The organism is Pseudomonas benzopyrenica (genome assembly GCF_036884265.1).
GTDB classification, from domain to species: domain Bacteria; phylum Pseudomonadota; class Gammaproteobacteria; order Pseudomonadales; family Pseudomonadaceae; genus Chryseomonas; species Chryseomonas benzopyrenica.
The window spans coordinates 2982886-3006563 of sequence record NZ_CP145723.1; the positions used below are offsets into that span (position 1 = coordinate 2982886).

The following is a 23678-nucleotide window of genomic DNA, read 5'->3' on the forward strand; positions in this document are numbered from 1 at the left end:
CGGCCGCGCCTGGCGCGGCCCCGGAGTTGTCATGCGCCATCTCACCCATCCGCTGGTCGCCCCGGTCCCGGGCACCGAGCGCTGCATCCACAGCTTCCACTTCGGCCCCGCCGAGAGTGGCCGCAAGGTCTATATTCAGGCCTCGCTGCATGCCGACGAATTGCCCGGCATGCTCACCGCCTGGCACCTCAAGCAGCGTCTCCGGGCGCTGGAAGCCGCCGATGAGCTGCTGGCGGAGGTGGTGCTGGTGCCGGTGGCCAACCCCATCGGCCAGGACCAGCAGGTCGCCGACGTGCACCTGGGTCGCTACGAGCTGGAAACGGGCCAGAACTTCAACCGCCGCTTCCGCGACATGACCGCCCAGGTCGAAGCCGCCATCGCCGAGCGCCTGGGTGACGACGTGGCCGCCAACCAGGCCCTGGTACGCGAGGCCTTCCGCACGGCCCTGGCCGCCGAAACCGCCAGCACCCAGCTCGACAGCCAGCGCCTGACCCTGCAGCGCCTGGCCTGCGACGCCGAGGTGGTGCTCGACCTGCATTGCGATTTCGACGCCGTCGCCCACCTCTACACCACGCCGGAAGCCTGGCCCCAGGTGGAGCCGCTGGCGCGTTACTTCGGTTCCGAGGCCAGCCTGCTCGCCACCGACTCGGGCGGCCAGTCCTTCGACGAATGCTTCACCCTGCTCTGGTGGAATCTCCATCAGCGCTTCGGCGAGCGGCTGCCGCTGGGCAGCCTGTCGGTGACCCTGGAACTGCGCGGCCAGCTGGACGTGCGCGACGAACTCGCCGCGGCGGACGCCGAGGCCATCGTCAACTACCTACGTCATCAGGGCTTCCTGAGCGGCGTCGCCGCACCGCTGCCGCCCCTGCTGCAACCGGCCACGCCCCTGGCGGCGGTCGAGCCCGTGGCGAGCTCCCAGGGGGGCGTGCTGGTACTCAAGGCCCAGGTAGGCGAGCGCATCGAGGTCGGTCAGGTGCTGGCGCAGGTCATCGACCCCATCAGCGATCGCGTGGAGGAGGTCCGCAGCGCCGTCGCTGGCATCCTCTATGCGCGCTCCAATCGCCGCATGGCCACGGCTGGCATGGTGATCGCCCACGTGGCGGGCACCGAGGCCTATCGCAGCGGCTACCTGCTCTCGCCGTGACCCCTACCCCTTTTCAGCTGTGGAATCCCTATCCATGTACAAACTGACCGTCGAAGGCCTGCACAAGCGTTATGGCGACCACGAAGTGCTCAAAGGCGTCTCGCTCAAGGCCAAGACCGGCGATGTGGTCAGCCTGATCGGCGCCAGCGGCTCGGGCAAGAGCACCTTCCTGCGCTGCATCAACTTCCTCGAGCAGCCCAACGCCGTGACCATGACCCTGGACGGCGAGCCCATCCGCATGGCCGAGGATCGCGGCGCCGTCCGGGTGGCCGATGCCGCCCAGTTGCAGAATCTGCGCACGCGCCTGGCCATGGTCTTCCAGCATTTCAATCTCTGGAGTCACCTGAGCGTGCTGGACAACATCACCCTGGCCCCGCGCAAGGCCCTGGGTGTGGGCAAGGCGGAAGCCGAGGACCGTGCACGCACCTATCTGGAGAAGGTCGGTCTACCGGCACGCGTGGCTGACCAATATCCAGCCTTCCTCTCCGGAGGTCAGCAGCAGCGGGTCGCCATCGCCCGCGCCCTGGCGATGGAACCGGAGATCATGTTGTTCGATGAACCCACCTCGGCACTCGACCCGGAATTGGTTGGCGAGGTGCTCAAGGTCATTCGCGCCCTGGCGGAAGAAGGCCGCACCATGCTCATGGTGACCCACGAGATGGCCTTTGCCCGCGAGGTGTCTTCCCAGGTGCTGTTCCTGCACCAGGGGGTGGTGGAGGAAGAAGGGCCGCCAAGCGAAGTACTGGCGAGTCCGCGGAGCGAACGTCTGCGCCAGTTCCTCAGCGGCAATCTCAAGTAGGCCTCGGGTCCCTGCCTGGGACCCCATGCGAACCAGGCGGCGCCAGCCACCCAGGTTCGCACCCGCCGCTGCCGAGGTCGCTTAGCGACGCTGCTGCGCGCGACGCCGTTGGGCGGCCAACTGCTCGCGCTCGCGACTGGGAATCGGGATGGCCTTCACCAGGCCGAGTCGGGCGAGCAGGTCCAGCATCAGAGCTTGTATACGGTCGTTCATGGAAACTCCTCGAGCCAGCGCTCAGTCAGGGACAGCTACAGCGGGCAGGGCGTGCTGCCCTCCTCCACAATATTGAGTCTTCACCGACCGATTCAATCCACAGGGCTGCGGTTGTTCGTCGCAACAAGGCTGAGCTTTGTCAGAAAGTATGTCTCTAGGCTGCCTGCCAGAGATGTCAGCTAGCAGACGTCACTGATTGGCCAGATGCCGATTGTTATTGGAACCCATAACAAATCTGTCTGTCTTGATCTGCGTGGCGAGTTCAATCCACCTCTCGAAACCTGACGAATGGTGAAAAAACGCTGCCTTCGTTGGTTATCATCCCAGAGTGATAACGGGTTAGCCGCGGTTCCTCATCCAATAACAACGATGTCATCAGGGTGTCCGCACTCCGATGTTTTCCCTGCTTGTTGTTATCTCCATTACTTCTATCAGGCGCGTCACCAGCACAGCGGGAGTGCTTCCATGAACAGATCCTTACCTCTATTTCTCGTCCTCGGACTCCTGGGCAGCCCGGTGATGGCGGCCAGCTGGGGCATGCAGCGCGAGGTGGGGGATTTCGCTCTGAAGATGAGCACGGCGCCGTCCCGCAGCATGGCTCAGGGCCTGGTCGCGCCGAACTCCGCCGGCATGGGCGGCGGCTTCGATCTCACCCATGACAGCGGTCTGTACTTCGGCCAGTGGACGACCAACAATGCCTCGTCCGCAGAAGCGCCCCTGCTGGAGATGGATACCTATGCGGGCTACAAGCATCGCTTCGCGCCCGGCTACGGCTACGAACTGGGTGTGATCAATTACAGCAACCTGATCCAGAACGTCGATCCCAGCCGCGAGTTGTATTCCGGCATGACCGTCTATGGCAAGCGCCTGGGCGCGGCCTTTGCCAATGACCCCGGACGCCAGAACGCTTCGCTCTACGCCGACCTAGGTACCCTGCCGCTGATCAGGACCGGGGTCTCGCTCAAGTACACCAACTATGTGCTGGACATGCCCACCACCCTCGACAGCGGCGGCATGGTGCGCAGCTTCAATGACTGGTCGGTGAATCTGAGTCGCAAATGGGTGAACACCCTGTTCAACCTGACCTACAGCGGCACCAGCCTGAGAGGCGCCGACTGCTCGGTGTATTCGGGTCACAACACCTATTGCGACAGCGCCCTGATGCTCAAGGCCTCGCACCCCTTCTTCTAAACACCACAGCTGTCCGCTACTGCCGCAACAGACTGCGCCCAAGCCCCACCTGGGAACGTTCCCGCCCCAGTTGCTGCAGGGCCTGCCGCGCCCGCACCTGTTCCCCGGCCTCCAGCTCGACCAGCCAATTGATCTTCGCCCCTATCCGGGTGGCGATGGGTACGCCATCGCGATAGAGCAGGCGATTGCCGGCCACGGCAGGCACCTTGGCGCCCGGCAGCAAGGTGCCGACCAGATTGAGCGGATCCAGCGCCGACACGCATACCCACAGATCCTCCGGCGGCCGCTGGCGCCATTCCCGCAAGGGTGCGATGGCGGCCGGATCGGCGAACTGCTCGCCGGACAGGCCGGCGATGAAGCGACCGCCCCGGATCTCGCCACGAGCCTCCAGACGATGGCAGGCGCGCAAGAGATCGCGCCAGGGGGGCAACACCTCGCTCTCACGCTGCAGCAGTTGCCAGCAGAGCACGCCATAGCGGCGCAGCAACAGCCCGACCAGCCGCTCCAGCAGGGCATCCGGCAACCGCTCCTCAGTAGGGACCTCGGCCAGTCGCAAGGCCGCCCAGCGCCCGGCGTCGTCCATGCCGCCATAGAGAGGCATTCGCCCGCGGCGCAGCCCGGTGCGGCTGCCGCGCTTGGCTGCTGGTAGCAACAGGGCGCGCAGACCGGCGAAGCTGTCGGCGTTGACCGCGCCCCTACCAACCAGCTCGCCCAGGGCCGCTTCCAGCTCGCTGCGCAACAGGCGCGCCTCGCCGAGCAACTCGTCGAAGAAGGAGGCACCGCGACGCGTCAGCACCTCCAGCACCCGCTGCCCCTTGGGCGACAGGGCCTCGGCCAGGGGTGGCGCGGAGAGGCTGTTCCAGTCGGCCAGGTGGCGCCGGGGCAGCAGGACGATGGGTGAACCCTTGACCGGGCCGCCGCCACCGCGTCCGGGTTGCGGCAGGCGCAGCCATACGATCCGGCCAGCGCGGCAGAGATCATCGAGGTGGGTAAACTGATAATCCGGCAGTCGACTGGGCAGGACCTCCCCTTCCCAGCCGGCGGCGGCGACCTCGAAGCCCTCCAGCAGGCCGATGACCTGCTCAAGGCCCTCGTTGCCTCTCAGGGTCGCCGGACCGACCAGATGGTGGTGCTCCAGGAGGAATCTCAGGTAGTCGGCCAGGGGCACCGGCTCGATGGCCTTGCGCAGTCGCCCCAGGGTATAGCGATGGATCCGCGCCAGCAGGTGGCGCTCGCACCACTCCACGGCGCTGCCTGCCTCGGTGAAGCGCCCCTGCAGCACATAGCCTTCGCCCTGCAGGGCCAGCAGGGCCGGGGTGAGACGCTCCGGCGGGAGCCCGAGGCTGGCGGCCAGCTGGTGCTGGTCCACCGGACCGAGGGCGGTCAGGCGCGCGCGCAGGAGTTCCACCAGCGCCCCCTCAGGATCCACCGGCGCCTTGAATCCGGGCGGAGGACTGAGCAGCGGCTCCGTGGGGGTATCGGGAAACAGCACCTGAAAGAGCGGCAGGCGCTCGGCCGCGATCCACAGGGTGAGCTCCGGCAGCCGCAGCCGCCCGGCTCGGCCGGCTTTGACCAGCTGGCGGGCCTGGGTCTGGTGCGGTGCCAACTCGGCCTCGGTGAGAAAGCCGACGCCCAACAGGGCTTCATGCAGGTCGTCGGCACTTTCCAGCCGTGGCCAGGCTTCTTCGCGCACTAGAGCGATCGCGGCGGGATCCAGGGCGCCCAACTCGTCGGGCTCGGCGCCGCCGAAGCGGCGATTCTGCACCGCGAGCGTCCGCCGCTCCTCGACCGGGGCATCGTCCAGATAGGCATAGGGCTTGGCCGTGAGCACCTCGGCGGCCAGTGGTGACGGCCCGGGCAGGTCGCGGGTGAGCAGGGTCAGCTGGCCAGAGGCGATGCGCGCCAGCAGCGCCAGCCAGCCACGGCTGTCGAGGGACTCGTGGAGGCAGTCGTCGAGGGTCTGGCGGACCAGCGGGTGATCAGGTACCTGGCGCTCGCCGGCGAGATTCTCCAGGCAGGCGACCTGGTCGGGAAAGACCGTAGCCAGGAGGTCTTCGCTGCGCATGCGCTGCACCTGGGTCGCCACCTTGCGCCCGGCGCTGAAGCGCGGCAGGGCCAGGGCCGTGGTGGCATTCCAGCGCCAGCGCACGGCGAACAAGGGGGCGTCGAGCAGCGCCTGGATCAGCACGGTTTCGCCGGTGGCCGGATGCAGGTAGCGCCAGACCTCGTCGAGGACGAAGCTGTGGCTCGTCGCCAGCGAGAGGATCAGGGCATTCTCCGTGGCCGCCGCCTGCAGCTCAACATTGAAGTTGCGGCAGAATCGCTTGCGCAGGGCCAGGCCCCAGGCGCGGTTGATGCGGCTGCCGAAGGGCGCATGGATGATCAGCTGCATCCCGCCGGCCTGGTCGAAGAAGCGCTCCATTACCAGGGTCTGTTGGGTCGGCAAGGCGCCCAGCGCCTGGCGCGCCCGACCCAGATAGTCCACCAGTTGACGGGCCGCGCCCTCCTCCAGCGCATAGGCCGCGCCGATGCGGACGATGGCCGGTTCCGGCGGCTCTTCGGCACCGGGCAGCAGCGGTTCGAGCTCCGCCCGCAGCCGCGCCAGGCCTGCAGACAATTCATCGCTACGTCCTGGGGCCTCGCCGTGCCAGAAAGGGATGTTGGGCGGCTGCCCCTGGGCATCCTCCACCCGCACCTTGCTGCCTTCGATCTTGACGATGCGATACGCGGTGTTACCCAGCTGGAAGACGTCGCCCACCAGGCTTTCGAAGGCGAAATCCTCGTTGACGCTGCCGACGGTATGGCCCTGGGGTTCGAGCAGCACACTGAAGTCGCCGCTCTCCGGGATGGTGCCGCCGCTCATCACCGCAGTCGCTTTGCCGCCCCGGCGGCCGCGCAGAAGCCCATTGACCGCATCCCGATGGACGTAGGCCGCCCGCGGACCGCGGCGATCCGTATAGCCCTGGCTAAGCATCTCCACCACGGCTCGGTAGTCGGCTTCGCTCAGCCCGGCATAGGACTCGGCCTGGCGCAGCACGGCCAGCAGGCCGGCTTCGGACCACTCCTGGCAGGCCACCTCGGCCACCAGCTGCTGCGCCAGTACATCCAGCGGCGCCACCGGGATGTGCAGGGTATCCAGGTCACCACGGCGCACGCAGTCGAGCAGCGCCACGCACTCGACCAGGTCGTCCCGCGAGGTGGGAAACAGCCGGCCCTTGGGCAGGCCACCGACCTGGTGGTTGGCGCGCCCGACCCGTTGCAGAAAGGCGGCGATGGAGCCCGGCGAGCCGATCTGGCAGACCAGATCTACATCGCCGATGTCGATGCCCAGTTCCAGGGAGGCGGTCGCCAGCAGCAGGCGCAATTCGCCGCACTTGAGGCGCTGTTCGGCGTCCAGTCGCTGTTCCTTGGCCAGGCTGCCGTGGTGGGCGGCGACCTGGGCGTTGCCGAGGCGATCCGAGAGCTGGCGCGCCATGCGCTCGGCCAGGCGGCGGGTGTTGACGAACACCAGGGTGGTGCGGTGTGCCTCGGCCAGTTCGGCCAGGCGGTCGTAGACCAGCTCCCAGGCCTGGGTGGACAGCATCGCCTCCAGGGGAATGGGTGGCACTTCCAGGGCCAGATCGCGGGCGCGCTGGTGGCCGATGTCGATCACCGTACAGGGCCGGGCCTGCCCCTGGGCATCGCGGCCGACCAGAAAGGCAGCCACCGCGGCCAGCGGCTTCTGGGTGGCGGACAGGCCGATGCGTTGCAGCGGACGCCCGGTGAGGGTCTCCAGTCGCGCCAGGCTTAGGGTCAGGTGACTGCCGCGCTTGACGTCGGCGATGGCATGGATCTCGTCGACGATGACGCCACGCACGCTGGCCAGCATCCGCCGCCCGGAGTCCGAACCCAGCAGCACATAGAGGGATTCTGGGGTGGTGACCAACAGATGCGGCGGCCTCCGGCGCATGGCGGCCCGCTCCTTTTGTGGCGTGTCTCCGGTGCGCACCGCCGTGCGTAACGCCAGGGGCGGTAGGTTTTGCGCCTCCAGCGCCGCGCTGATGCCAGCCAGGGGGTCTTCGAGATTGAGGCGGATGTCGTTGGACAGGGCCTTGAGCGGTGACACATAGAGCCAGAGGCAAGCCTCGGGCAGGCCACCCTCCTGCAATGCCTCCTGCACCAGGCCATCCAGCACCGCAAAGAAGGCGGTCAGGGTCTTGCCCGAACCGGTGGGGGCCGCCACCAGTACCGAGGCGCCGGCGCGAATGGCCGGCCAGGCCTGCCGTTGCGCCTCGGTCGGGGCGGGAAAGCGCGTCGTGAACCAGCTGCGCGGCGCGTCGTGAAAGTCCGCCAGGACGGCGGCAGGCGAGTTCGAGGTCATGCGCTCAATATGGGAGTGGCCACCGGGGGCCACAACCCAAGCCGACCGGCGGCTCAGGCGATGCGATTGCGCAATTCGCCTCCCTGCACCATCGCTTCGAGGTTAGCCAGCATCACCTGTTGCTGGGCCTGTTGGGCCGAAGCCGCATTGGCCGCGACATGGGGGCTGAGCACCAGGTTGGGCTGCTGGCGCAGGCGTTCGGGCACCTCGGGTTCGCGGGCGAAGACATCCAGCGCCGCACCGGCGATGACCTGCTGCTCCAGGGCCGCCGCCAGGGCCTCTTCGTCGACCACGCTGCCACGGGAGATGTTGACCAGATGGCCCTCCTCTCCAAGTGCGGCCAGGACCTCGGCATCCACCGCGCCCACGGTTTCGGCGCTGGCGCGTACCGCTACCACCAGCACATCGCTCCAGCGCGCCAGCTCCAATAGGCTGCCGTGGTAGAGGTAGTCCAGTTCCGCACGGGGCGAGCGATTGAAGTAGCCGATCTCCATGTCGAAAGCCTCGCCACGCCGGGCGATGCGCCGACCGATCTCGCCCAGGCCATAGATGCCCAGTCGGCGCCCGGCCAGGCCCGGCACCTGGGGCATGCGCTCGACGGCGTTGCCCTGCCAGCGGCCGCTGCGGACGAAGGCATCGCCCTGCAACAGGCAACGCGCGCTGGCCAGGATCAGGCCAAAGGTAAATTCCGCCACGGCGGTGGCATTGGCATCGCCGGCGGTGGTCACCGCGATGCCGCGCTCGCGACAGGCGGCCAGCTCCACGCCTTCGTAGCCGGTGCCGTAGCAGGCCACCAGGCGCAGCGCCGGCAGAGCGTCCAGCAGGGCGGCACGGGTCGGCAGGCCACCAATGGTCAGCAGCGCAACCGCCTCCTCGGCACCGACGGGCAGCGCCGTAGGATCGTTCGGCGAAAAGGGCCCGAGTACCCGGTAATGAGCTTCTAGCTGGGTTACCAGACCCTGGGGCAATTGCGGGGCCATCAGCAGCGTCGGTTTCATCTTGTAATACTTTCCTTGGCCAAAAAACCCAGCGTCGCCAGCGGAGGGCATGGTCGTCAACCATTCTCTTTAGGCCGCCGCTTGCGCCCCCCTTCACCGTGGCGGTGGAACCGACCCAAGCCCTTGAATGGCTTGGGTTTTCACGCAACTTGTGGACCTGATGCCAGGTCCGATCGGCGTCCGCCAACCACACAGGGATTTTTGGGATGAGTAGAGTTCTCCGCCAGGCCGGTACCGCGTCCTGCCTTGCCTTGCTGGCCGGTCTGCCGCTGAGCGCCGCGGCACTGGAATTCAGTGGCTACGGCCGGGTAGGTGTCGGCGGCGCCGCGGAAGGTGGCAAGCAGAGCTGCTTCCAGCTGCCCGGCGCACCGGCCAAGTACCGCCTGGGTAACGAATGCGAGACCTACTGGGAACTCGAATTGCACCAGACGCTGTACAAGGGCGTCGACGGCACCGAACTCAAGGTGCACGGCATGGCCAGCCTCTACAACGTCTACGACCAGACGCCGACCTTCAGCGGCGACAATGGCAACGTGCGCCTGCCGCAGATCTGGACCAGCCTCAGCCTGCCGGCACTCAATGGTGGCGGTCTCTGGGCCGGCCGCCGCTACTACAAGCGTCACGACATCCATATCAACGACTTCTACTACTGGAATCCGAGCGGTACCGGCTTCGGCGTGGAGGACTATGGCCTGGGCGACAGCGGTATGCGGCTGAGCTATGCCTTCAGTCGCGAGGACAACATCGACCAGCCGGACAAGGCCAACCGTCATGACCTCAACCTCGGCGGCATCAAGACCAATCCCGGCGGCGAGATCGAACTGGGGCTGTCCTATATCCAGCGCGCCGGCCAGGTGCAGAACGCCCACAGCGGCTGGTCGGCTACCGCCGAGCACAAGCAGGCGCAGTTCTTCGGCGGGGTCAATGTCTTCACCGTGCAGTACGGTCGCGGCCCGGGCACCGGACTGGGCGCCACCGGCAGCCTGACCGCCGACCAGGATTACGAAAGCCTGCGCGTGCTCGAATCGCCGCGCTGGCAGCTCACCCCGCGCTTCGGCGGCCAGTTGCTGGCGCTCTACCAGCGCGACTGGGCGCCGGGCGATGGTGGCCAGACCTGGTATTCCTTCGGGGTGCGGCCCAGTTACGCCTTCACCCGGCTGTTCAAGCTGCAGGTGGAATTCGGCCACGACCAGATCCACCCCGACAGCGGGGCCACCCGTAAGCTGAACAAGGTCACCGTGGCGCCGACGCTGGCGCTGGGCGGCATGGGGCTGATGGACCGCCCGGAGATCCGCCTCTACTGGACCTACGCCAGCTGGAACCACGGCGCCCAGGACGCTGCGGTGGCCGGCACGGCGCTGTCCGACAGCGGCGCCTTCGGCGATGCCCGCCACGGCAACAACTTCGGCGTGCAGCTGGAAACCTGGTGGTAGAGAGCGGCAAGCGAGACCGCCCGTCCTGAGCGGGCGAACTAAACCCCTGGCGCCCGGTCGGTTTCCTGACAACCAAAGGCCGACCAGGGAGAACGCCATGAATCCTCTCGCCCGCGCGCTGCCCGCAGCGAGTGACACCGCCACCACCCTGCTCGACCGCTACCAGCGCGTGCGCCGGGCCAGCGAGGCGCTCTGCGCCCCGCTCACCGTCGAGGATTACGTGATCCAGAGTATGGCCGACGTCAGTCCGCCGAAATGGCACCTGGCCCACGTCACCTGGTTCTTCGAGGCGTTCATCCTCAAACCCTTCCTCAAGGGTTACCAGACGCCCAATCCGGCCTACGACTACCTGTTCAACTCCTATTACGAGACCCACGGCAAGCCCTTTCCGCGGGCGGCCCGCGGGCACCTGTCACGGCCCGGCGTGGACGACGTCTATCGTTTCCGGGCGGCGGTGGACGCGGCCATGGCCGAGCTGCTCAGCGCCCCGCCGGCCGAGCACGCCGCCGAGATCGCCCGACGCCTGGAGCTGGGCCTGCACCACGAGCAGCAGCACCAGGAATTGCTGCTCATGGACATCAAGCACATCCTGGCGCAGAACCCTCTGCATCCGGTCTATCGCGCCGACCTGGTCAAGGGCGCCGCAGCTCCGGTGGCGCCCCTGGGCTGGGAAAGCCATCCAGGCGGCGTCCGTCACGTCGGCCATGGTGGCGAAGGCTTCGCCTTCGATTGCGAGACCCCGGTCCATCGGCAATTCGTCGACGACTTCCAGCTGGCCGATCGCCTGATCACCAATGGCGAATACCTGGCCTTCATCGAAGACAACGGCTATGGCCGCAGCGATCTCTGGCTGTCCGACGGCGCCGCCGCCATCCGCAGCCTCGGCTGGCAGGCGCCGCTGTACTGGCAGAAGCTCGATGGCGTCTGGCATCACTTCACCCTGGGCGGCCTGACCCCGGTGGATCCGGCGGCACCGGTCTGTCATCTGAGCTTCTATGAAGCCGATGCCTACGCCAGCTGGGCCGGCGCCCGGCTGCCCACCGAGGCGGAATGGGAAACCGTGGCGGGGCGCCAGCCGATCCAGGGCAACTTCGTCGAGCAGGATCACCTGCAACCGGTCGCCGGCGAAGGTCAGGGCATGCGCCAGCTGTTCGGCGATGTCTGGGAGTGGACCGGCAGCGCCTTCCGTCCCTACCCCGGTTTCAAGCCGCTGCCGGGCAGTCTGGGCGAGTACAACGGCAAGTTCATGTCCGGGCAGATGGTCCTGCGCGGTGGCTGTTGCGCCACGCCCCAGGACCATGTGCGCGCCACCTATCGCAACTTCTTCTATCCCACCATGCGCTGGCAGTTCTCCGGTCTGCGCCTGGCCAGAGAGGTCTGACCCATGGCTCTAGCGGTGCGCTTCTTCGATCAGCAACCGGTGACCGTCGCCGACAGCTCGCTGCGGGACGACGTGCTCCAGGGCTTTGCCCAGACCCCCAAGGCGCTGTCGCCCAAGTACTTCTACGATCAGCGCGGCTCCGAGTTGTTCGAGGCCATCACCCGCCAGCCCGAGTACTACCCCACCTGCACCGAAGAAGCCATCCTCGCCAAGGCTGCGGCCGAGATCGCTCGCCTGGCCGGCCGTGATGCCGCCCTGGTCGAACTGGGCAGCGGCGCCAGTCGCAAGGTGCGTCTGCTGCTGGAGGCGATGCATCCGGCCGGCTACCTGGGCATCGACATCTCCCGGGAATTCCTGCTCAGCAGCACCCAGCGCCTGGCAGCCGACTACCCCTGGCTGGACGTCAGCGCCGCCTGCGCCGACTTCAGTCGACCCATGACCCTGCCCGACAGTCTCGATGGCTTGCGGCCCATCGCCTTCTTTCCAGGTTCGAGCATCGGCAATTTCACGCCCGAGGAGGCGAGCGTCTTCCTGCGCAATCTGCACCGGATGCTGCCAGCGACCGGTGGCCTGCTGATCGGGGTCGACCTGATCAAGGATCGGGCGCGGCTGGATGCGGCCTACAACGATGCCGCCGGGGTGACCGCCGCCTTCAATCTCAACCTGCTCGAACGCATCCGCCGCGAGCTGGATACCGATCTGGATCCGCAGCGCTTCCAGCACCTGGCCTTCTTCAACGAAGAACAGGCGCGCATCGAGATGCACCTGGTCAGCACCCGCGACCAGACCGTACGTCTCGAAGGCCGCCGATTCACCTTCCATGAAGGCGAACGCCTGCATACCGAGAATTCCTACAAGTACAGCCTGGAGAGTTTTCGCGCGCTGGCCGAAGACGCCGGTTTCAAACAGGTACGGGTGTGGACCGACCCCAAGGCGCTGTTTGCCGTCTTCTACTTCGCGGCCTGAGCCTTTCGACAGATAAATGACGACTGGCAGAGTGTGAGGCGGGTGGTGAGGGAACTCTCGACCCGATCACGCTCTAAGTAGCAATCTGCTACTACAGCGCATCGAGACGTTGCTATGGAGCCTGCTCCACTCACTGCGGCCAATGAACGCCAGCGTCTTGCACTGCTGCGCGATCTCGCCTTGATCGACCGTCCTTCCGACCGTGCCTTTCAGGACCTCACCGCCCTTTGCGCACGGCTGTTCGATGTCCCTTACGCCATGATCTGCTTTCTTGACGGCCAGCAGGTCCATTGCCGGGCCACGGTGGGCTGTGAGCCCTTCACCGTGCCGCGTTCGCAGTCGTTCTGCCAGCATCTGCAGGAGACCGCTCTGCCGCTGCAGGTGGAAGACGCTCGCCACGACGTGCGCTTCGCTGGCCTGAGGGTAGTAAAGGGCGAGCCCAATATCCGCTACTATCTGGGCGCACCGCTGCGTACGGCCGAGGGGCTGATGCTTGGCAGTCTGTGCCTGTTCGATTCGGCGCCGCGGGCCGCCCTGTCGCAAGACCGGCTGCTGGGCCTGCAGCAGCTGGCGGCCCTCGCCAGCCAGCACATCGAACTGCTGCGTACCGAGGCGTTCTGGGATCCGGTCACCCAGTTGCCCAATGGCCAGCGTTTCATCGAAGACGCCGAAGGCCTGATCCGCGCCGGCACCCCGGTGGTGGCCGTGGCGGCCGACCTGTTCGCCCAGAGCTATCTCAACGACTTCATCAAGGCCATGGGCCAGGCCCATTTCGATGGCCTGCAACGCGCCATCAAGCAACACCTGCGCCGCCTGCTGCCGGCTGAACAACCGCTGTATCGCCTGGGGCCGGCACGCTTCGGCTTTCTCTTGCACGATACCGACGAAGCCGCGCAACAGGCGCTGCTCGAACGCCTGCAGCAGGAGTTGACCGGGGTGCTCGACTACAATGGCATTCCCATCCAGACCCGCCTGGGCCTGGGGGTGATGTCCCTGACCGACGATCATCCCACCGACTGGCTACGCGCCCTGATCGCCACCGCCGACGATGCCCGCGCCGAGATGCGCGGCTGCCGGCATTTCGATCCGCAGCACGACGCCGCCTACCGCCGCGCCTTTGCCCTGCTCAGCGCCCTGCCCCAGGCGCTGCGCGCCGACGACCAACTCAGCCTGGTCTACCAGCCGCGTATCGACCTGGCCACAGGTCGCTGTCATAGCGTCGAGGCGCTGCTGCGCTGGCAGCATCCGCACCTGGGCCCGATCGGTCCGGCGGAATTCATTCCGCTGGCGGAAAAGACCGCGCTGATCACCGCCCTGAGTCGTTGGGTGATGCAGCAAGCCATCGGCCAGGCCTATGCCTGGCAACGCGAAGGAAGAGGGCTGGGGGTAGCGATCAACATCTCGGCCCATGATCTGAACGATCCGGACTTCACCGAGCACACCACCGACCTGCTGCAGCGCTATCCGGTCAATCCCCGGCGCCTGGAACTGGAGGTCACCGAGAATGCCCTGCTGGGCGATGTGGCCCTGATCCATCGGCAGCTGGCGGCGCTACGCGAGCTGGGCATCGGCATCGCCATCGACGACTTCGGCACCGGCTACAACAACCTCTCGCACCTGCGCGAATTGCCGGCCGACACCATCAAGATCGACCGCAGCTTCGTCCGCGAGCTGACCCATCGCACCAAGGATCGGCTGATCGTCAGCTCGCTGATCGAACTGTCCCATCAGCTGGGCTTTCGCATCACCGCCGAGGGCATCGAGACCGCCGAGGCTTTGGCCAGCCTGCTGGCCATGGGCTGTGACGAAGGCCAGGGCTTCTGGATCGGCAAGCCCATGGCGGAACCGGAATTGCAGGCCTGGCTGCTGGTCCAGCAACCGGATCTGCAGCGCTCGACCCGCCGCGCCCCGGTCTTCCAGCTGTTCGACAACACCGCCAAGCACTGAGCCCGCCCTTCCCCGCGGTCTCGCCGCGGGTTGGCGGCTCAGGCCCGCCGCGGGATCACTCCTGGGTGCGCTTGCGCGGCGGCGCGAAGCCGTCGGCCGAGGTCGGCACCAGGGCACCGGGGCGACGCTCGGACTTGGCTTTGGCCTTGGTCTTGGCCTTGCCGTCCTTCTTGCCCTCGGTCTTTTTCTTCTTGACGCCCGCCGCCTTGCCGGACGCCTTGAGCTTTTTCGGACCGTTGTAGCTGGCCTTGAGACCCGGCAGGTGACGGCGCTCGAATCTCAGCTTGAGATAGCGCTCGATGCTGGACATCAGATTCCAGTCGCCATGGGTGACGAAGGAGATCGCCGTGCCCGCCTCGCCGGCGCGACCGGTACGGCCGATACGGTGGACGTATTCGTCACCACTGCGCGGCAGGTCGTAGTTGATCACCAGGTCGAGGCCTTCGACGTCCAGGCCACGGGCGGCCACGTCGGTGGCGATCAGCACCTTGACCGCGCCACTCTGCAGGCGCTCCACGGCCAGCTTGCGATCCTTGGTGTCCTTGTCGCCGTGCAGGACGAAGACCTTGAGACCTTCGGCCACCAGGCGGCCGGTCAGGCGATCGGCCTGCACCTTGGTGTTGGTGAAGACGATGGCCTTACGATAGGTCTCGTTGGCCAGCAGCCACTGCAGCAGGCGCTCCTTGTGCGGCGGCTCGTCGGCCAGGATCACCTGCTGCACCACGGCTTCGTTGAGTTCGCCGGTACGGTCCAGCATGAGATTCTGCGGCTCGCGCAGGACCTGCTCGACCACCTGACGCAGGCTGTTGCCACCGCTGGTGGCGGAGAACAGCAGGGTCTGACGACCCTCGCGCTCGCAGCTCGCGGCGATCTGCAACACGTCCTCGGAGAAGCCCATGTCGAGCATGCGGTCGGCTTCGTCCAGCACCAGCATCTCGATGTCCTTGAGATCCACGTTGCCGGCGTTGCGCTGCTCCAGCAGCCGCCCCGGGGTGGCCACCAGGATCTCCGGGTTCTTGCGCAGGCCGGCGGCCTGGACGCGGAAGTCCTCGCCACCGATCACCAGGCCGGCCTTGAGAAAGGTGAACTGGCCGAAGCGTTCGATTTCCTTGGCGGTCTGCTGGGCCAACTCGCGGGTCGGCAGCAGAATCAGGGCGCGAGCGCCGGAGCGGGGCTTGGGATCCTTGAGCAGGCGATCCAGCAGCGGCAACAGAAAGGCGGCGGTCTTGCCGCTGCCGGTCCGGGCGGTGACCCGCAGGTCATGGCCTTCCAGGGCCGGGCCCACGGCAGCGGCCTGGACCGGGGTGGGCGTCTTGAAGCCCAGGGTATCGAGGGCCTTGAGCAGGCGCTCGTGCAGAGCGAGTTCGGTAAACACGGGTAGACCTCGGTAAAGAAAGGGCGGCCGCCGCGGGCGACCGCGAGTGATCAGGGGACCAGACGGCTGCGGAACAGCGCCTGGTGCTCGCGGCACTGGGCGGCGGCGAGCAGGAAGACGCCATGGCCGCCACGCTCGAATTCGAGCCAGGTGAAATCGACTTCCGGATAGAGCGCCTCGACGTGGACCTGGCTGTTGCCCACCTCCACGATGAGGATGCCCTGCTCGGTGAGGTGATCGGCGGCCTCGGCCAGCATACGCCGCACCAGATCCAGGCCGTCCTCGCCACAGGCCAGGCCCAGAGCCGGTTCGTGCTGGTATTCGGCCGGCATGTCGGCGAAGTCCTCGGCATCCACATAGGGCGGATTGCTGACGATCAGGTCGAAGCGCTGCCCCGGCAGACCGGCGAAGCCATCGCCCTGCACGGTATAGACGCGCTCCTCCAGTCCGTGCCGCTCGATGTTCTGCCAGGCCACTTCCAGGGCGTCGTAGGACAGATCACCCAGGGCCACCTCGGCCTCGGGGAAGGCATAGGCGCAGGCGATGCCGATGCAGCCCGAGCCGGTGCAGAGATCGAGGATGCGCGCCGGCGTGGCCGGCAGCCAGGGCGCGAATTGCGCTTCGATCAGCTCGCCGATGGGCGAGCGCGGCACCAGCACCCGCTCGTCGACGGTGAACGGCAAGCCGCAGAACCAGGCCTCGCCAAGCAGATAGGCGGTGGGCACGCGCTCCTGGATGCGCTTGTGCAGCAGCACGCCCAGTTCGTAGCGCTCGTCGTCTTCCAGGGCGCAGTCCAGGTAGCGGTCGGCGGTGTCCCAGGGCAGGTGCACGGCGCCCAGCACCAGGGCGCGGGCCTCGTCCCAGGCGTTGTCATGGCCATGGCCGAAGAACAGCTCTTCGGCATGGAAGCGGCTGACGGCCCAGCGGATGTGGTCGCGCAAGGTGCGCAGGCGGGATTCGCTCATGAAAAGCTCCGGATGATCAGCCGCGCATTCTAACCCGCGCCCGGTCCGGCTGCAGGAACTTAACGTCCGAGCCCTTCTTCCTAAGCCTAGACCTTCAACGAGGAGAACATCATGAGCAAGACCGTAGCCGACCATCTCTGGGAGCGACTCGGCCAGTGGAACGTCGAGCGCATCTTCGGTTATCCCGGCGATGGCATCAACGGCATCATGGGCGCCCTGGGTCGGGTGGCCGACCAGTTCGACTACGTGCGGGTACGCCATGAGGAGATGGCCGCCTTCATGGCCTGCGCCCATGCCAAGTTCACCGGCGAGGTGGGCGTCTGCCTGGCCACCTCCGGGCCCGGCGCCATCCACCTGCTCAACGGCCTGTACGACGCCAAGATGGACCATATGCCGGTGGTCGCCTTGGTGGGCCAGCAGGCGGCCTCCTCGCTTGGCAGCGACTACCAGCAGGAAGTCGACCTGCACACCCTGTTCAAGGACGTCTCCGCCTACGTGGAGACGGTGGTGCATCCGGCACAGCTGCGCCATGTCATCGACCGTGCCTTTCGCGTGGCCATCGCCGAACGCCAGGTGGCCACGGTGATCATTCCCAACGACATCCAGCAACTGCCGGCGGTGGAAAGTCCGCCGCACCAACACGCCAATGTCCTCTCCGGTGCCGGTGCCATTCCGCCGCGCCCCTATGCCCAGGAAGACGACCTCCAGGCCGCCGCCGACATCCTCAATGCCGGCAAGAAGGTGGCCCTGCTGGTGGGCGCCGGCGCCCTGCAGGCGCGTAGCGAGGTCATGGCGGTGGCGGAAAAGCTCAGCGCCGGGGTGGCCAAGGCGCTGCTGGGCAAGGGCGTGGTCTCCGACGAGCTACCCTATGTCACCGGCTCCATCGGCCTGCTCGGCACCGAAGCCAGCGATCTGCTGATGAAGGAATGCGACACCCTGCTGATCGTCGGCTCGACCTTTCCCTACACCGAATTCCTGCCCCAGGAGGGCCAGGCGCGGGCCGTGCAGATCGACCTGCACGCGCGCAACATCAGCATGAGGTATCCCATCGAGCAGCCGCTGCTGGGCGATGCCGCCGAGACCCTGAGGCGCCTGCTGCCGCTGCTGGAGAGCAAACCCCATGACAGGTGGCGGGCGCGCATCGAAAAGAGCGTGGTCGACTCCTGGCACTCCATCGAGCAGCGCGCCCTGGCGCCCGCCGAGCCGATCAATCCGCAGCGGGTGTTCCATGAACTCTCCAGCCAGCTGCCGCAGGATGCGATCCTCTGCGGCGACAGCGGCTCCCATACCAACTGGTATGCCCGCGACATCCGCATGAGCGGCCAGATGCTGGGTTCGCTGTCGGGCAAGCTGGCGACCATGGGCTGTGGCATTCCCTATGCCATCGCCGCCAAGTTCGCCCATCCGGATCGCCCGGTAATCGCCCTGGTGGGTGACGGCGCCATGCAGATGAACGGCAACGCCGAGCTGGTCACCCTCCAGCAGTACTGGAAGAGATTCAGCAACCCGACCTTCATCGTCATGGTGCTCAACAATGGCGACCTCAACCAGGTGACCTGGGAGCAGCGCGCCCTGGCCGGCGATCCCAAGTTCGCCCCGGCTCAGGATGTGCTCGACTTTCCCTATGCCCGCTATGGCGAGTTGTTGGGCTTCAAGGGCCTGCGCATCCATCGCCCGGACGAGGTGGCCGATGCCTGGCAGCAGGCCTTCGAGGCGGATCGCCCGGTGGTGCTGGAGTTCGTCACCGACCCCAGCGTGCCTCCCTTGCCGCCCCATATCAGCTTCGAGCAGGCCAGGGCGTTCCTCGGCGCCATCGCCAGCGGTGACCCGAACCGCTGGGACATGCTCAAGCAGGGAGCCCGCCAGCTGCTGCGCTAGCCCGCGCGTCTCAGGCTCGCCAATAGCCGCCGAGGCGTATAACCTCGGCGGCCTGACCAAGCCTGGGGTATGAGCATGCAGTTGCCCGAGCACGACCGTTTCGATCCGCCGCCGCTGCGCTTGCGGCGACCCTTCCTGACTACCCTGACCGCCGGCCTAGGGATCTTTTCCGTCCTGATCGGCCTGGCCGCACTGCTGGTCGGCGCCGCCGCCTGGTTGCAGCCGCCACAGCTGGCGCCTTATCTGACGACGGCACGCGAGACTGCCCAGGGCTTCCTGGCTGGCGGTGCCCTGCTGTTACTGTGCGGGCTCTGGCTGCGCCGCCGCAGCCAGCGGCGCTGGCGCTATCGCAATGCCCTGAGTCTGGCGCCCGAGCTCAAGCGGCGGCGCTGATCAGGACCGCCGCAGCCGCGCCAGGCCACCACCCAGCAGACCGGTGAGGCAGCCCAGTACCAGGCCGCCGACATGGGCGCCATTGGCGATGGAGCCGAAGCCGAGCAGATCGAAGACGCCGGTCAGGCAGATCACCAGCCAGATCAGCATCATGGCTACCACGCCACGGGGCATGCGATAGGCCGGATTGGGCGCCAGCCACTGGAACAGCCAGCAATGGCCGAGCAGGCCATAGAGCACCCCGGACAGACCGCCGAACAGCGCCGGTCCGGTCCAGGCGTACTGCACCAGGTTGGAGCCGGCAGCGAAGGCCAGGGTCAGGAGCAGCAGCATCACACCGCCCTGGCGGAATTCGACGCGGCGACCCAGCTCCCAGTACCAGAGGGCGTTCATCGCCAGGTGCAGCAGGCCGAAGTGCAAGAAGATCGGGGTGACCAGCCGCCACCATTCGCCACGGGACAGGCTGATATCGAGATCGAGAAAGGCGATGTGCTCGGCGTCGATCAGGCGGAATTCCTGCAGCGTCAGGTAGTGGATCAACGCCAGGTTGTCGCCCAGTTCGGTGGCCAGGCCCAGCAGCAGGGTAACGGCGAGAAAGACGGCGCTGACCGGACTGGCCTTGAGTTGCGCCAGCAGGCCGAAACCCCGCGGGCTACGGGTAGCCTGGACCTCGCCGCGCGGATCGCCGTCGGGATAGCGTTCATAGAGCATGCGGGTCTCTTCGACCCGCGCCGGGTCCAGCACCCAGAGCACCTGGCTGTCGCCCTCCTCCACCACCCGATGGCGGATCTGCAGGCGCCGCAGCAGGCGGGTGAAGGCCAGCAGGTCGCGGCCCAGGGGCACGCGCAGCACGGGTTGCGGCTGGTTCATCGGCCCTCCTCGCGCTGGACATCGATCCAGACGAACTTGGCCGGGTCGATCTGGCGTTCGTCGTCGAGGCGGTAGGCCACCAGCTTGCCGTACTTGACCGCGCTGTAGTCCAGGCAGGCCAGGTTGGGTCGCAGGGGTTCGGGATGGCCATCGCGCCAGTAGTGGCCGACGAACAGCAGCGGCTCGCTTTCGCCATAGCAGAGCAACCCGGCCTTCTCCTCATCGCTCAGGCGTTCGCAGGCGATTTCCGCCGGCAGGGCATCGGGTTGGAAGACCACGTCGCCATAGGTCTGGGGATCGCGCTCCCAGAACTTGGTGCGAAAGCGCGCCCGCACATAGCCATCGCTGCCGGTGAGGCGCAGGCCATGGGGCAAGGGCAGCGACACGCCATTGAGCAGGCGCGAGGCGACCCGGCTGGCCAGGCTGCCACCGACGATGGACTGGCGGACGAAGTCCTCGTCGATGCAGGCATCCGGATAATGGTGGAGGAATTCGTCGATCAGCCGCTGATCCCAGCAGGCGTGGACGATGCGGAAGTGGCCGAAGTCCTTGCACAGCGGCAAGGTGTACAGCCAGCGCAGGTGATCCTGCCACTCCTGGTGATGATCGGCGAAGGCCGCCAGGGTCTCCTGGATCAGCTGACGGTGGCGCGGCGTATGCTCGCGCACCCAGGTCTGGCCGGTACCGGGTAGCGCCGGGGTGTGCCAGGCCAGGGCGTTGAGTTCGTGATTGCCGAGGATGCAGTGGGCGTGACCGCCCTCGACCATAGCGCGCACGCGGCGCAGCGAACCGCGGATACGCGGCCCGCGGTCGACCAGGTCACCGAGAAAGATCGCCTGGCGCTCGGGGTGCTGCCAGACGCCATCCACCTGTTGATAGTCGAGGCGCTCCAGCAGCAGGTCCAGGGTATGGGCGCAGCCGTGGAGGTCGCCGATCAGATCGTAGCCCAGGGGCATCAGTCGTCTCCCAGGCGACTGCCCCAGCCGAGCTTGGTCCGGCAGATCTCGTAGTAGTTGTGATCCAGCGGATGGATCAGCCTGAGCTTGTGGGGCTTCTTCTGAATGGTCACGGTATCGCCGGGTGCGCAGGTGAAATGATTCTGGCCATCACATGAGACCTGCGGATAGATCGTCATGTTCGGCGATACCAGGATCGACAGGGTGCTGTCGCCGGACACCACGATGGGTCGGCTGGACAGGGTATGGGGATACATGGGCACCACCACGATGGCATCCAGCTTGGGATGCATGATGGGGCCGCCGGCCGACAGCGAGTAGGCGGTGGAGCCGGTGGGGGTGGCGACGATCAGGCCGTCGGCGCGCTGGCTGCAGACGAACTGGCCATCGATGTAAAGCTCGAACTCGATCATCCGGGTGGACTTGCCGGGGTGCAGCACCACGTCGTTGAGGGCATCGCCCTGGCCGATCATCTCGCCGCCGCGCTCGACGAAGGCATCGAGCAGAAAGCGCGTCTCCATCAGGTACTGGCCGTCGAGCACCTCGGCGACCTTGGTTTCCAGCTCGTCGGGACGGATGTCGGTGAGAAAGCCCAGCTTGCCGCGGTTGATGCCCAGCACCGGCACCCGTGGCCGCACCAGAGCGCGGGCGGCGCCGAGCAGGCTGCCGTCACCGCCGACCACGATCACCAGGTCGCAGATCTCGCCCATGAGCTTGCGCGACACCGTCTGCAGGCCGTGCCCGGGCAACACCTCGGCAATGGTGTTTTCCAGGATGACGTTGCGCCCGCGTTGCAGCAGGAAGGTCTTGAGCCGGCGGATGGTGTCCAGCACCTGGGTGCTGCCGAGTCGACCGATGATGCCGATGTTACGAAAGGAGTCCATGACGCGCCGGCGGCCCCGTTGGCTGGAAAGTGCGGAAAGTATGGGCGAAAGCCCGTGGCAGCGGCAAACCGCCCTCATCCGACCACGGGTCGCCGCCGGCGATCCGCAGCGGCCCGGCTTGGCCTATGCTGGCACCATGACGCCCTTTGCCGAGCTGCACGCCCTACCCCGCCGCCTGAGCCAGCCCCAGGTGCGCGACCTTGCCTGGACCCTGGTCGCCCCGCCGCTGCTGACTGCCGCCGATACCCGCCACCCCCTGGCCGCCAGCGACTGGGCGGGCCACCCCGCAAGACTGGCCGACTGGCTGCGGCAACAGGACGCGGCACCCGCTGAATTGGCCGCGTGGCTTGCCCAGGGCAGCGACCGCCGCCTGGGCCGGCAGTACGAAAGACTCTGGCAATTCGCCCTGGCCCGAGCACCGGGCGTACGGCTGCGCGCTGCCAACCTGCCCCTGCGCGAGGGCGAGCGTACCCTGGGTGAGCTGGACCTGCTGGTAGAGGACGCCGAAGGCGTCCATCACCTGGAACTGGCGGTGAAGTTCTACCTGGGCGAAGGACCAGCGCAGGCACCACGCTGGCTGGGTCCCGGCGGCGAGGATCAGCTGGCGCGCAAGCTCGCCCATCTGCGCCAGCGCCAGCTGCCGCTGTCGGCCACGCCCCTGGCCCGGGCCACTCTAGCCGCGCTGAACATCGCTCCGCCGCAGGCGGCGCTGTGGCTGGGCGGCTATCTGTTCCAGCCCCTCGACCGCCCCCTGCCCTGGCCGACCGGTACCTTGCCGCCCCGGCAACCCCAGCTGTGGTGCGAGCGCGGACAGCTACCGGACGGCCCCTGGGAGGTGCTGCCCAAGGGCCACTGGCTGGCGCCCGCGGTCGCCGACACGCCCTGCCTGCCCTTGCCGGACGGCGAGCCGATCTGGCCGCAGTTGCTGGTGCGTCGCGACGCCCAAGGCGACGAGGACGCCCGACTGTTTCTGGTGCCGTGCGGTTGGCCGATTCAGCCCGCGGCCAACGCCGCCAGCTGAGCCTCCAGGGCGCGGCGGCCCTGCAGGCCGCCGCTGTGGATCAGCACCAGGCGACTACCCGGTGGCAGTGCGCCGCCTTCGATCTCCTGGCGCAAGGCCAGCCAGAGCTTGCCGGTATAGAGCGGCTCCAGGGCGATCCCGGTCTGCGCCTCGAAGTCCGCCATGGCCCGGGCCAGCTCGGCATCGATGCGCCCGAAGCCACCGCGGCTGGCGTCCAGCAAGCGCCAATTCGGGTTGGTGTGCTGCGCGAGCAGCCGGTCCAGGTTGGCTTCGACGCCATGCCCGGGCGGCACCGCCAGCCCACCCACCACCTGCCAGGCGGGATCGGCGGCGCGGATCACGCCGGCCAGAGTGGTGCCAGTGCCGGCGGCCAGCCAGAGTTGCTGGCAATCGGGCCAGCCCAGGGCGGCGAGTCCCTCGCGCAGCTCGGTAACGATCGCCATGCAGGTCGCGGCGGCCGACTCGTCGCAGCCGCCTTCGGGAACCGGCAGCAGCCCGGGATAACGGGCCTGCCAGGGTTGCCAGAAGTCGGCGTCATGGCGGCGGCGATAGCCGCCATAGCCCAGCCAGTGCAGGGTCATGCCATTGGCCTGCACGTCCTCGACGGTGGGCGTCAGGCAGGGCTCGCCACGCAGGAGGCCGACGGTGGCGAAGCCTTCCTCCCGGCCCAGGGCGGCCAGCGCGTGCAGATGATTGGAGTGGGCGCCGCCAAGGCTGATGAGCCCACGGCCCGCGCCCCGGGCCAGGCGTTCGCGCCAGGGCTGCAGCTTGTAGCCCTTGTTGCCGTTATGGGCGGCGGGACGCTGATCCAGGCGTAGCACCGCCAGGCGCAGGCCGCGTGCGGCCAGAGCGGCGAGCCGCACCTCCTGGAGTGCGGCGGGGGTGGGAAACGTCATCAGCCAGG

19 protein-coding genes are annotated in these 23678 nt (G+C 67.3%); 10 read left to right on the forward strand and 9 right to left on the reverse strand.

What is annotated here, in order from left to right:
* Positions 1-31: 31 nt before the first annotated feature.
* Positions 32-1144: a succinylglutamate desuccinylase/aspartoacylase family protein gene (locus V6W80_RS14090; protein ID WP_257705749.1), complete on the forward strand. Its 1113-nt coding sequence runs from the start codon at positions 32-34 to the stop codon at positions 1142-1144.
* A 34-nt stretch (positions 1145-1178) separates the two neighbouring features.
* Positions 1179-1943: an ABC transporter ATP-binding protein gene (locus V6W80_RS14095; protein WP_160924480.1), complete on the forward strand. Its 765-nt coding sequence runs from the start codon at positions 1179-1181 to the stop codon at positions 1941-1943.
* An 81-nt stretch (positions 1944-2024) separates the two neighbouring features.
* Here the strand turns inward: V6W80_RS14095 and V6W80_RS14100 are convergent, their stop codons facing one another.
* On the reverse strand, positions 2025-2156 hold the full coding sequence (locus tag V6W80_RS14100) for a hypothetical protein (RefSeq protein ID WP_256204554.1): 132 nt from the start codon (positions 2154-2156) through the stop codon (positions 2025-2027).
* 465 nt (positions 2157-2621) lie between these two features.
* Here V6W80_RS14100 and V6W80_RS14105 point away from each other — a divergent pair, with 465 nt between their 5' ends.
* Positions 2622-3347 carry a TorF family putative porin gene (locus V6W80_RS14105; RefSeq protein ID WP_338544581.1) on the forward strand — a complete coding sequence of 242 codons (726 nt, stop codon included), beginning with the start codon at positions 2622-2624 and terminating at the stop codon, positions 3345-3347.
* A gap of 16 nt (positions 3348-3363) precedes the next feature.
* Here V6W80_RS14105 and V6W80_RS14110 read toward each other — a convergent pair whose 3' ends face one another.
* The gene (locus tag V6W80_RS14110) at positions 3364-7707 is read right to left on the reverse strand and encodes a DEAD/DEAH box helicase (protein ID WP_338544582.1); all 4344 of its coding nucleotides are present in this window, start codon (positions 7705-7707) and stop codon (positions 3364-3366) included.
* Between the two features lie 53 nt (positions 7708-7760).
* On the reverse strand, positions 7761-8705 hold the full coding sequence (locus tag V6W80_RS14115; RefSeq protein WP_338544583.1) for an NAD(P)-dependent oxidoreductase: 945 nt from the start codon (positions 8703-8705) through the stop codon (positions 7761-7763).
* 206 nt (positions 8706-8911) lie between these two features.
* Between V6W80_RS14115 and V6W80_RS14120 the strand changes: the two genes are divergently transcribed.
* The 4 genes from V6W80_RS14120 to V6W80_RS14135 all read left to right on the forward strand — a co-directional run bounded on the left by V6W80_RS14120 (position 8912) and on the right by V6W80_RS14135 (position 14432).
* Positions 8912-10138 carry a maltoporin gene (locus tag V6W80_RS14120; RefSeq protein ID WP_338544584.1) on the forward strand — a complete coding sequence of 409 codons (1227 nt, stop codon included), beginning with the start codon at positions 8912-8914 and terminating at the stop codon, positions 10136-10138.
* A 97-nt stretch (positions 10139-10235) separates the two neighbouring features.
* On the forward strand, positions 10236-11519 hold the full coding sequence (gene egtB, locus V6W80_RS14125) for an ergothioneine biosynthesis protein EgtB (RefSeq protein ID WP_338544585.1): 1284 nt from the start codon (positions 10236-10238) through the stop codon (positions 11517-11519).
* A 3-nt stretch (positions 11520-11522) separates the two neighbouring features.
* Positions 11523-12485 carry an L-histidine N(alpha)-methyltransferase gene (gene egtD, locus V6W80_RS14130; protein WP_173147962.1) on the forward strand — a complete coding sequence of 321 codons (963 nt, stop codon included), beginning with the start codon at positions 11523-11525 and terminating at the stop codon, positions 12483-12485.
* Positions 12486-12599: 114 nt separating this feature from the next.
* Positions 12600-14432 carry an EAL domain-containing protein gene (locus V6W80_RS14135; RefSeq protein WP_184287067.1) on the forward strand — a complete coding sequence of 611 codons (1833 nt, stop codon included), beginning with the start codon at positions 12600-12602 and terminating at the stop codon, positions 14430-14432.
* Positions 14433-14487: 55 nt separating this feature from the next.
* Here the strand turns inward: V6W80_RS14135 and V6W80_RS14140 are convergent, their stop codons facing one another.
* Together V6W80_RS14140 and prmB are read right to left on the reverse strand one after the other, a co-directional pair.
* Complete coding sequence (locus tag V6W80_RS14140; RefSeq protein ID WP_017642269.1) at positions 14488-15807, reverse strand: DEAD/DEAH box helicase; 1320 nt, start codon at positions 15805-15807, stop codon at positions 14488-14490.
* 50 nt (positions 15808-15857) lie between these two features.
* Positions 15858-16772 carry a 50S ribosomal protein L3 N(5)-glutamine methyltransferase gene (gene prmB / locus V6W80_RS14145; RefSeq protein ID WP_338544586.1) on the reverse strand — a complete coding sequence of 305 codons (915 nt, stop codon included), beginning with the start codon at positions 16770-16772 and terminating at the stop codon, positions 15858-15860.
* Positions 16773-16883: 111 nt separating this feature from the next.
* Here prmB and V6W80_RS14150 point away from each other — a divergent pair, with 111 nt between their 5' ends.
* Together V6W80_RS14150 and V6W80_RS14155 are read left to right on the forward strand one after the other, a co-directional pair.
* Positions 16884-18650, forward strand: a complete 1767-nt coding sequence (locus V6W80_RS14150; RefSeq protein WP_338544587.1) for a thiamine pyrophosphate-requiring protein — start codon at positions 16884-16886, stop codon at positions 18648-18650.
* A gap of 69 nt (positions 18651-18719) precedes the next feature.
* Entirely contained in the window at positions 18720-19043 is a 324-nt protein-coding gene (locus V6W80_RS14155; RefSeq protein ID WP_160924488.1) for a hypothetical protein, read from the forward strand.
* On the opposite strand, the gene V6W80_RS14160 is transcribed toward V6W80_RS14155, so the two are convergent.
* From V6W80_RS14160 to V6W80_RS14170, 3 genes are read right to left on the reverse strand one after another with little or no spacing between them, the layout of a single operon-like run.
* Positions 19044-19913 carry a rhomboid family intramembrane serine protease gene (locus V6W80_RS14160; protein WP_338544588.1) on the reverse strand — a complete coding sequence of 290 codons (870 nt, stop codon included), beginning with the start codon at positions 19911-19913 and terminating at the stop codon, positions 19044-19046. It abuts the gene before it with no gap.
* Complete coding sequence (locus V6W80_RS14165) at positions 19910-20869, reverse strand: metallophosphoesterase (protein ID WP_173147978.1); 960 nt, start codon at positions 20867-20869, stop codon at positions 19910-19912. Before V6W80_RS14165 ends, V6W80_RS14160 begins: the two co-directional genes overlap by 4 nt.
* The gene (locus V6W80_RS14170; protein WP_007158929.1) at positions 20869-21753 is read right to left on the reverse strand and encodes an NAD(+) kinase; all 885 of its coding nucleotides are present in this window, start codon (positions 21751-21753) and stop codon (positions 20869-20871) included. The genes V6W80_RS14165 and V6W80_RS14170 overlap by 1 nt, the downstream gene beginning before the upstream one ends.
* A gap of 40 nt (positions 21754-21793) precedes the next feature.
* Between V6W80_RS14170 and V6W80_RS14175 the strand changes: the two genes are divergently transcribed.
* Positions 21794-22774, forward strand: coding sequence for a DUF1853 family protein (locus V6W80_RS14175; protein WP_338544589.1), 981 nt, complete (start codon positions 21794-21796; stop codon positions 22772-22774).
* Here the strand turns inward: V6W80_RS14175 and V6W80_RS14180 are convergent.
* Positions 22747-23670: a 1-aminocyclopropane-1-carboxylate deaminase/D-cysteine desulfhydrase gene (locus V6W80_RS14180; RefSeq protein ID WP_257705739.1), complete on the reverse strand. Its 924-nt coding sequence runs from the start codon at positions 23668-23670 to the stop codon at positions 22747-22749. The two genes, V6W80_RS14175 and V6W80_RS14180, sit on opposite strands and share 28 nt — an antisense overlap.
* Between the last annotated feature and the right edge of the window lie 8 nt (positions 23671-23678).

What these genes read in the sequence shown, in the direction of transcription:
- V6W80_RS14150 (WP_338544587.1), top strand. Translation starts at nt 16,884, where the DNA reads ATGAGCAAGACCGTAGCCGACCATCTCTGGGAGCGACTCGGCCAGTGG.
- V6W80_RS14175 (WP_338544589.1), top strand. Translation starts at nt 21,794, where the DNA reads ATGGGCGAAAGCCCGTGGCAGCGGCAAACCGCCCTCATCCGACCACGG.
- V6W80_RS14090 (WP_257705749.1), top strand. Translation starts at nt 32, where the DNA reads ATGCGCCATCTCACCCATCCGCTGGTCGCCCCGGTCCCGGGCACCGAG.
- V6W80_RS14135 (WP_184287067.1), top strand. Translation starts at nt 12,600, where the DNA reads ATGGAGCCTGCTCCACTCACTGCGGCCAATGAACGCCAGCGTCTTGCA.
- V6W80_RS14160 (WP_338544588.1), bottom strand. Translation starts at nt 19,913, where the DNA reads ATGAACCAGCCGCAACCCGTGCTGCGCGTGCCCCTGGGCCGCGACCTG.
- V6W80_RS14110 (WP_338544582.1), bottom strand. Translation starts at nt 7,707, where the DNA reads ATGACCTCGAACTCGCCTGCCGCCGTCCTGGCGGACTTTCACGACGCG.
- egtD (WP_173147962.1), top strand. Translation starts at nt 11,523, where the DNA reads ATGGCTCTAGCGGTGCGCTTCTTCGATCAGCAACCGGTGACCGTCGCC.
- V6W80_RS14155 (WP_160924488.1), top strand. Translation starts at nt 18,720, where the DNA reads ATGAGCATGCAGTTGCCCGAGCACGACCGTTTCGATCCGCCGCCGCTG.
- V6W80_RS14120 (WP_338544584.1), top strand. Translation starts at nt 8,912, where the DNA reads ATGAGTAGAGTTCTCCGCCAGGCCGGTACCGCGTCCTGCCTTGCCTTG.
- V6W80_RS14105 (WP_338544581.1), top strand. Translation starts at nt 2,622, where the DNA reads ATGAACAGATCCTTACCTCTATTTCTCGTCCTCGGACTCCTGGGCAGC.
- V6W80_RS14170 (WP_007158929.1), bottom strand. Translation starts at nt 21,753, where the DNA reads ATGGACTCCTTTCGTAACATCGGCATCATCGGTCGACTCGGCAGCACC.
- V6W80_RS14165 (WP_173147978.1), bottom strand. Translation starts at nt 20,869, where the DNA reads ATGCCCCTGGGCTACGATCTGATCGGCGACCTCCACGGCTGCGCCCAT.
- V6W80_RS14180 (WP_257705739.1), bottom strand. Translation starts at nt 23,670, where the DNA reads ATGACGTTTCCCACCCCCGCCGCACTCCAGGAGGTGCGGCTCGCCGCT.
- V6W80_RS14115 (WP_338544583.1), bottom strand. Translation starts at nt 8,705, where the DNA reads ATGAAACCGACGCTGCTGATGGCCCCGCAATTGCCCCAGGGTCTGGTA.
- egtB (WP_338544585.1), top strand. Translation starts at nt 10,236, where the DNA reads ATGAATCCTCTCGCCCGCGCGCTGCCCGCAGCGAGTGACACCGCCACC.
- prmB (WP_338544586.1), bottom strand. Translation starts at nt 16,772, where the DNA reads ATGAGCGAATCCCGCCTGCGCACCTTGCGCGACCACATCCGCTGGGCC.
- V6W80_RS14095 (WP_160924480.1), top strand. Translation starts at nt 1,179, where the DNA reads ATGTACAAACTGACCGTCGAAGGCCTGCACAAGCGTTATGGCGACCAC.
- V6W80_RS14100 (WP_256204554.1), bottom strand. Translation starts at nt 2,156, where the DNA reads ATGAACGACCGTATACAAGCTCTGATGCTGGACCTGCTCGCCCGACTC.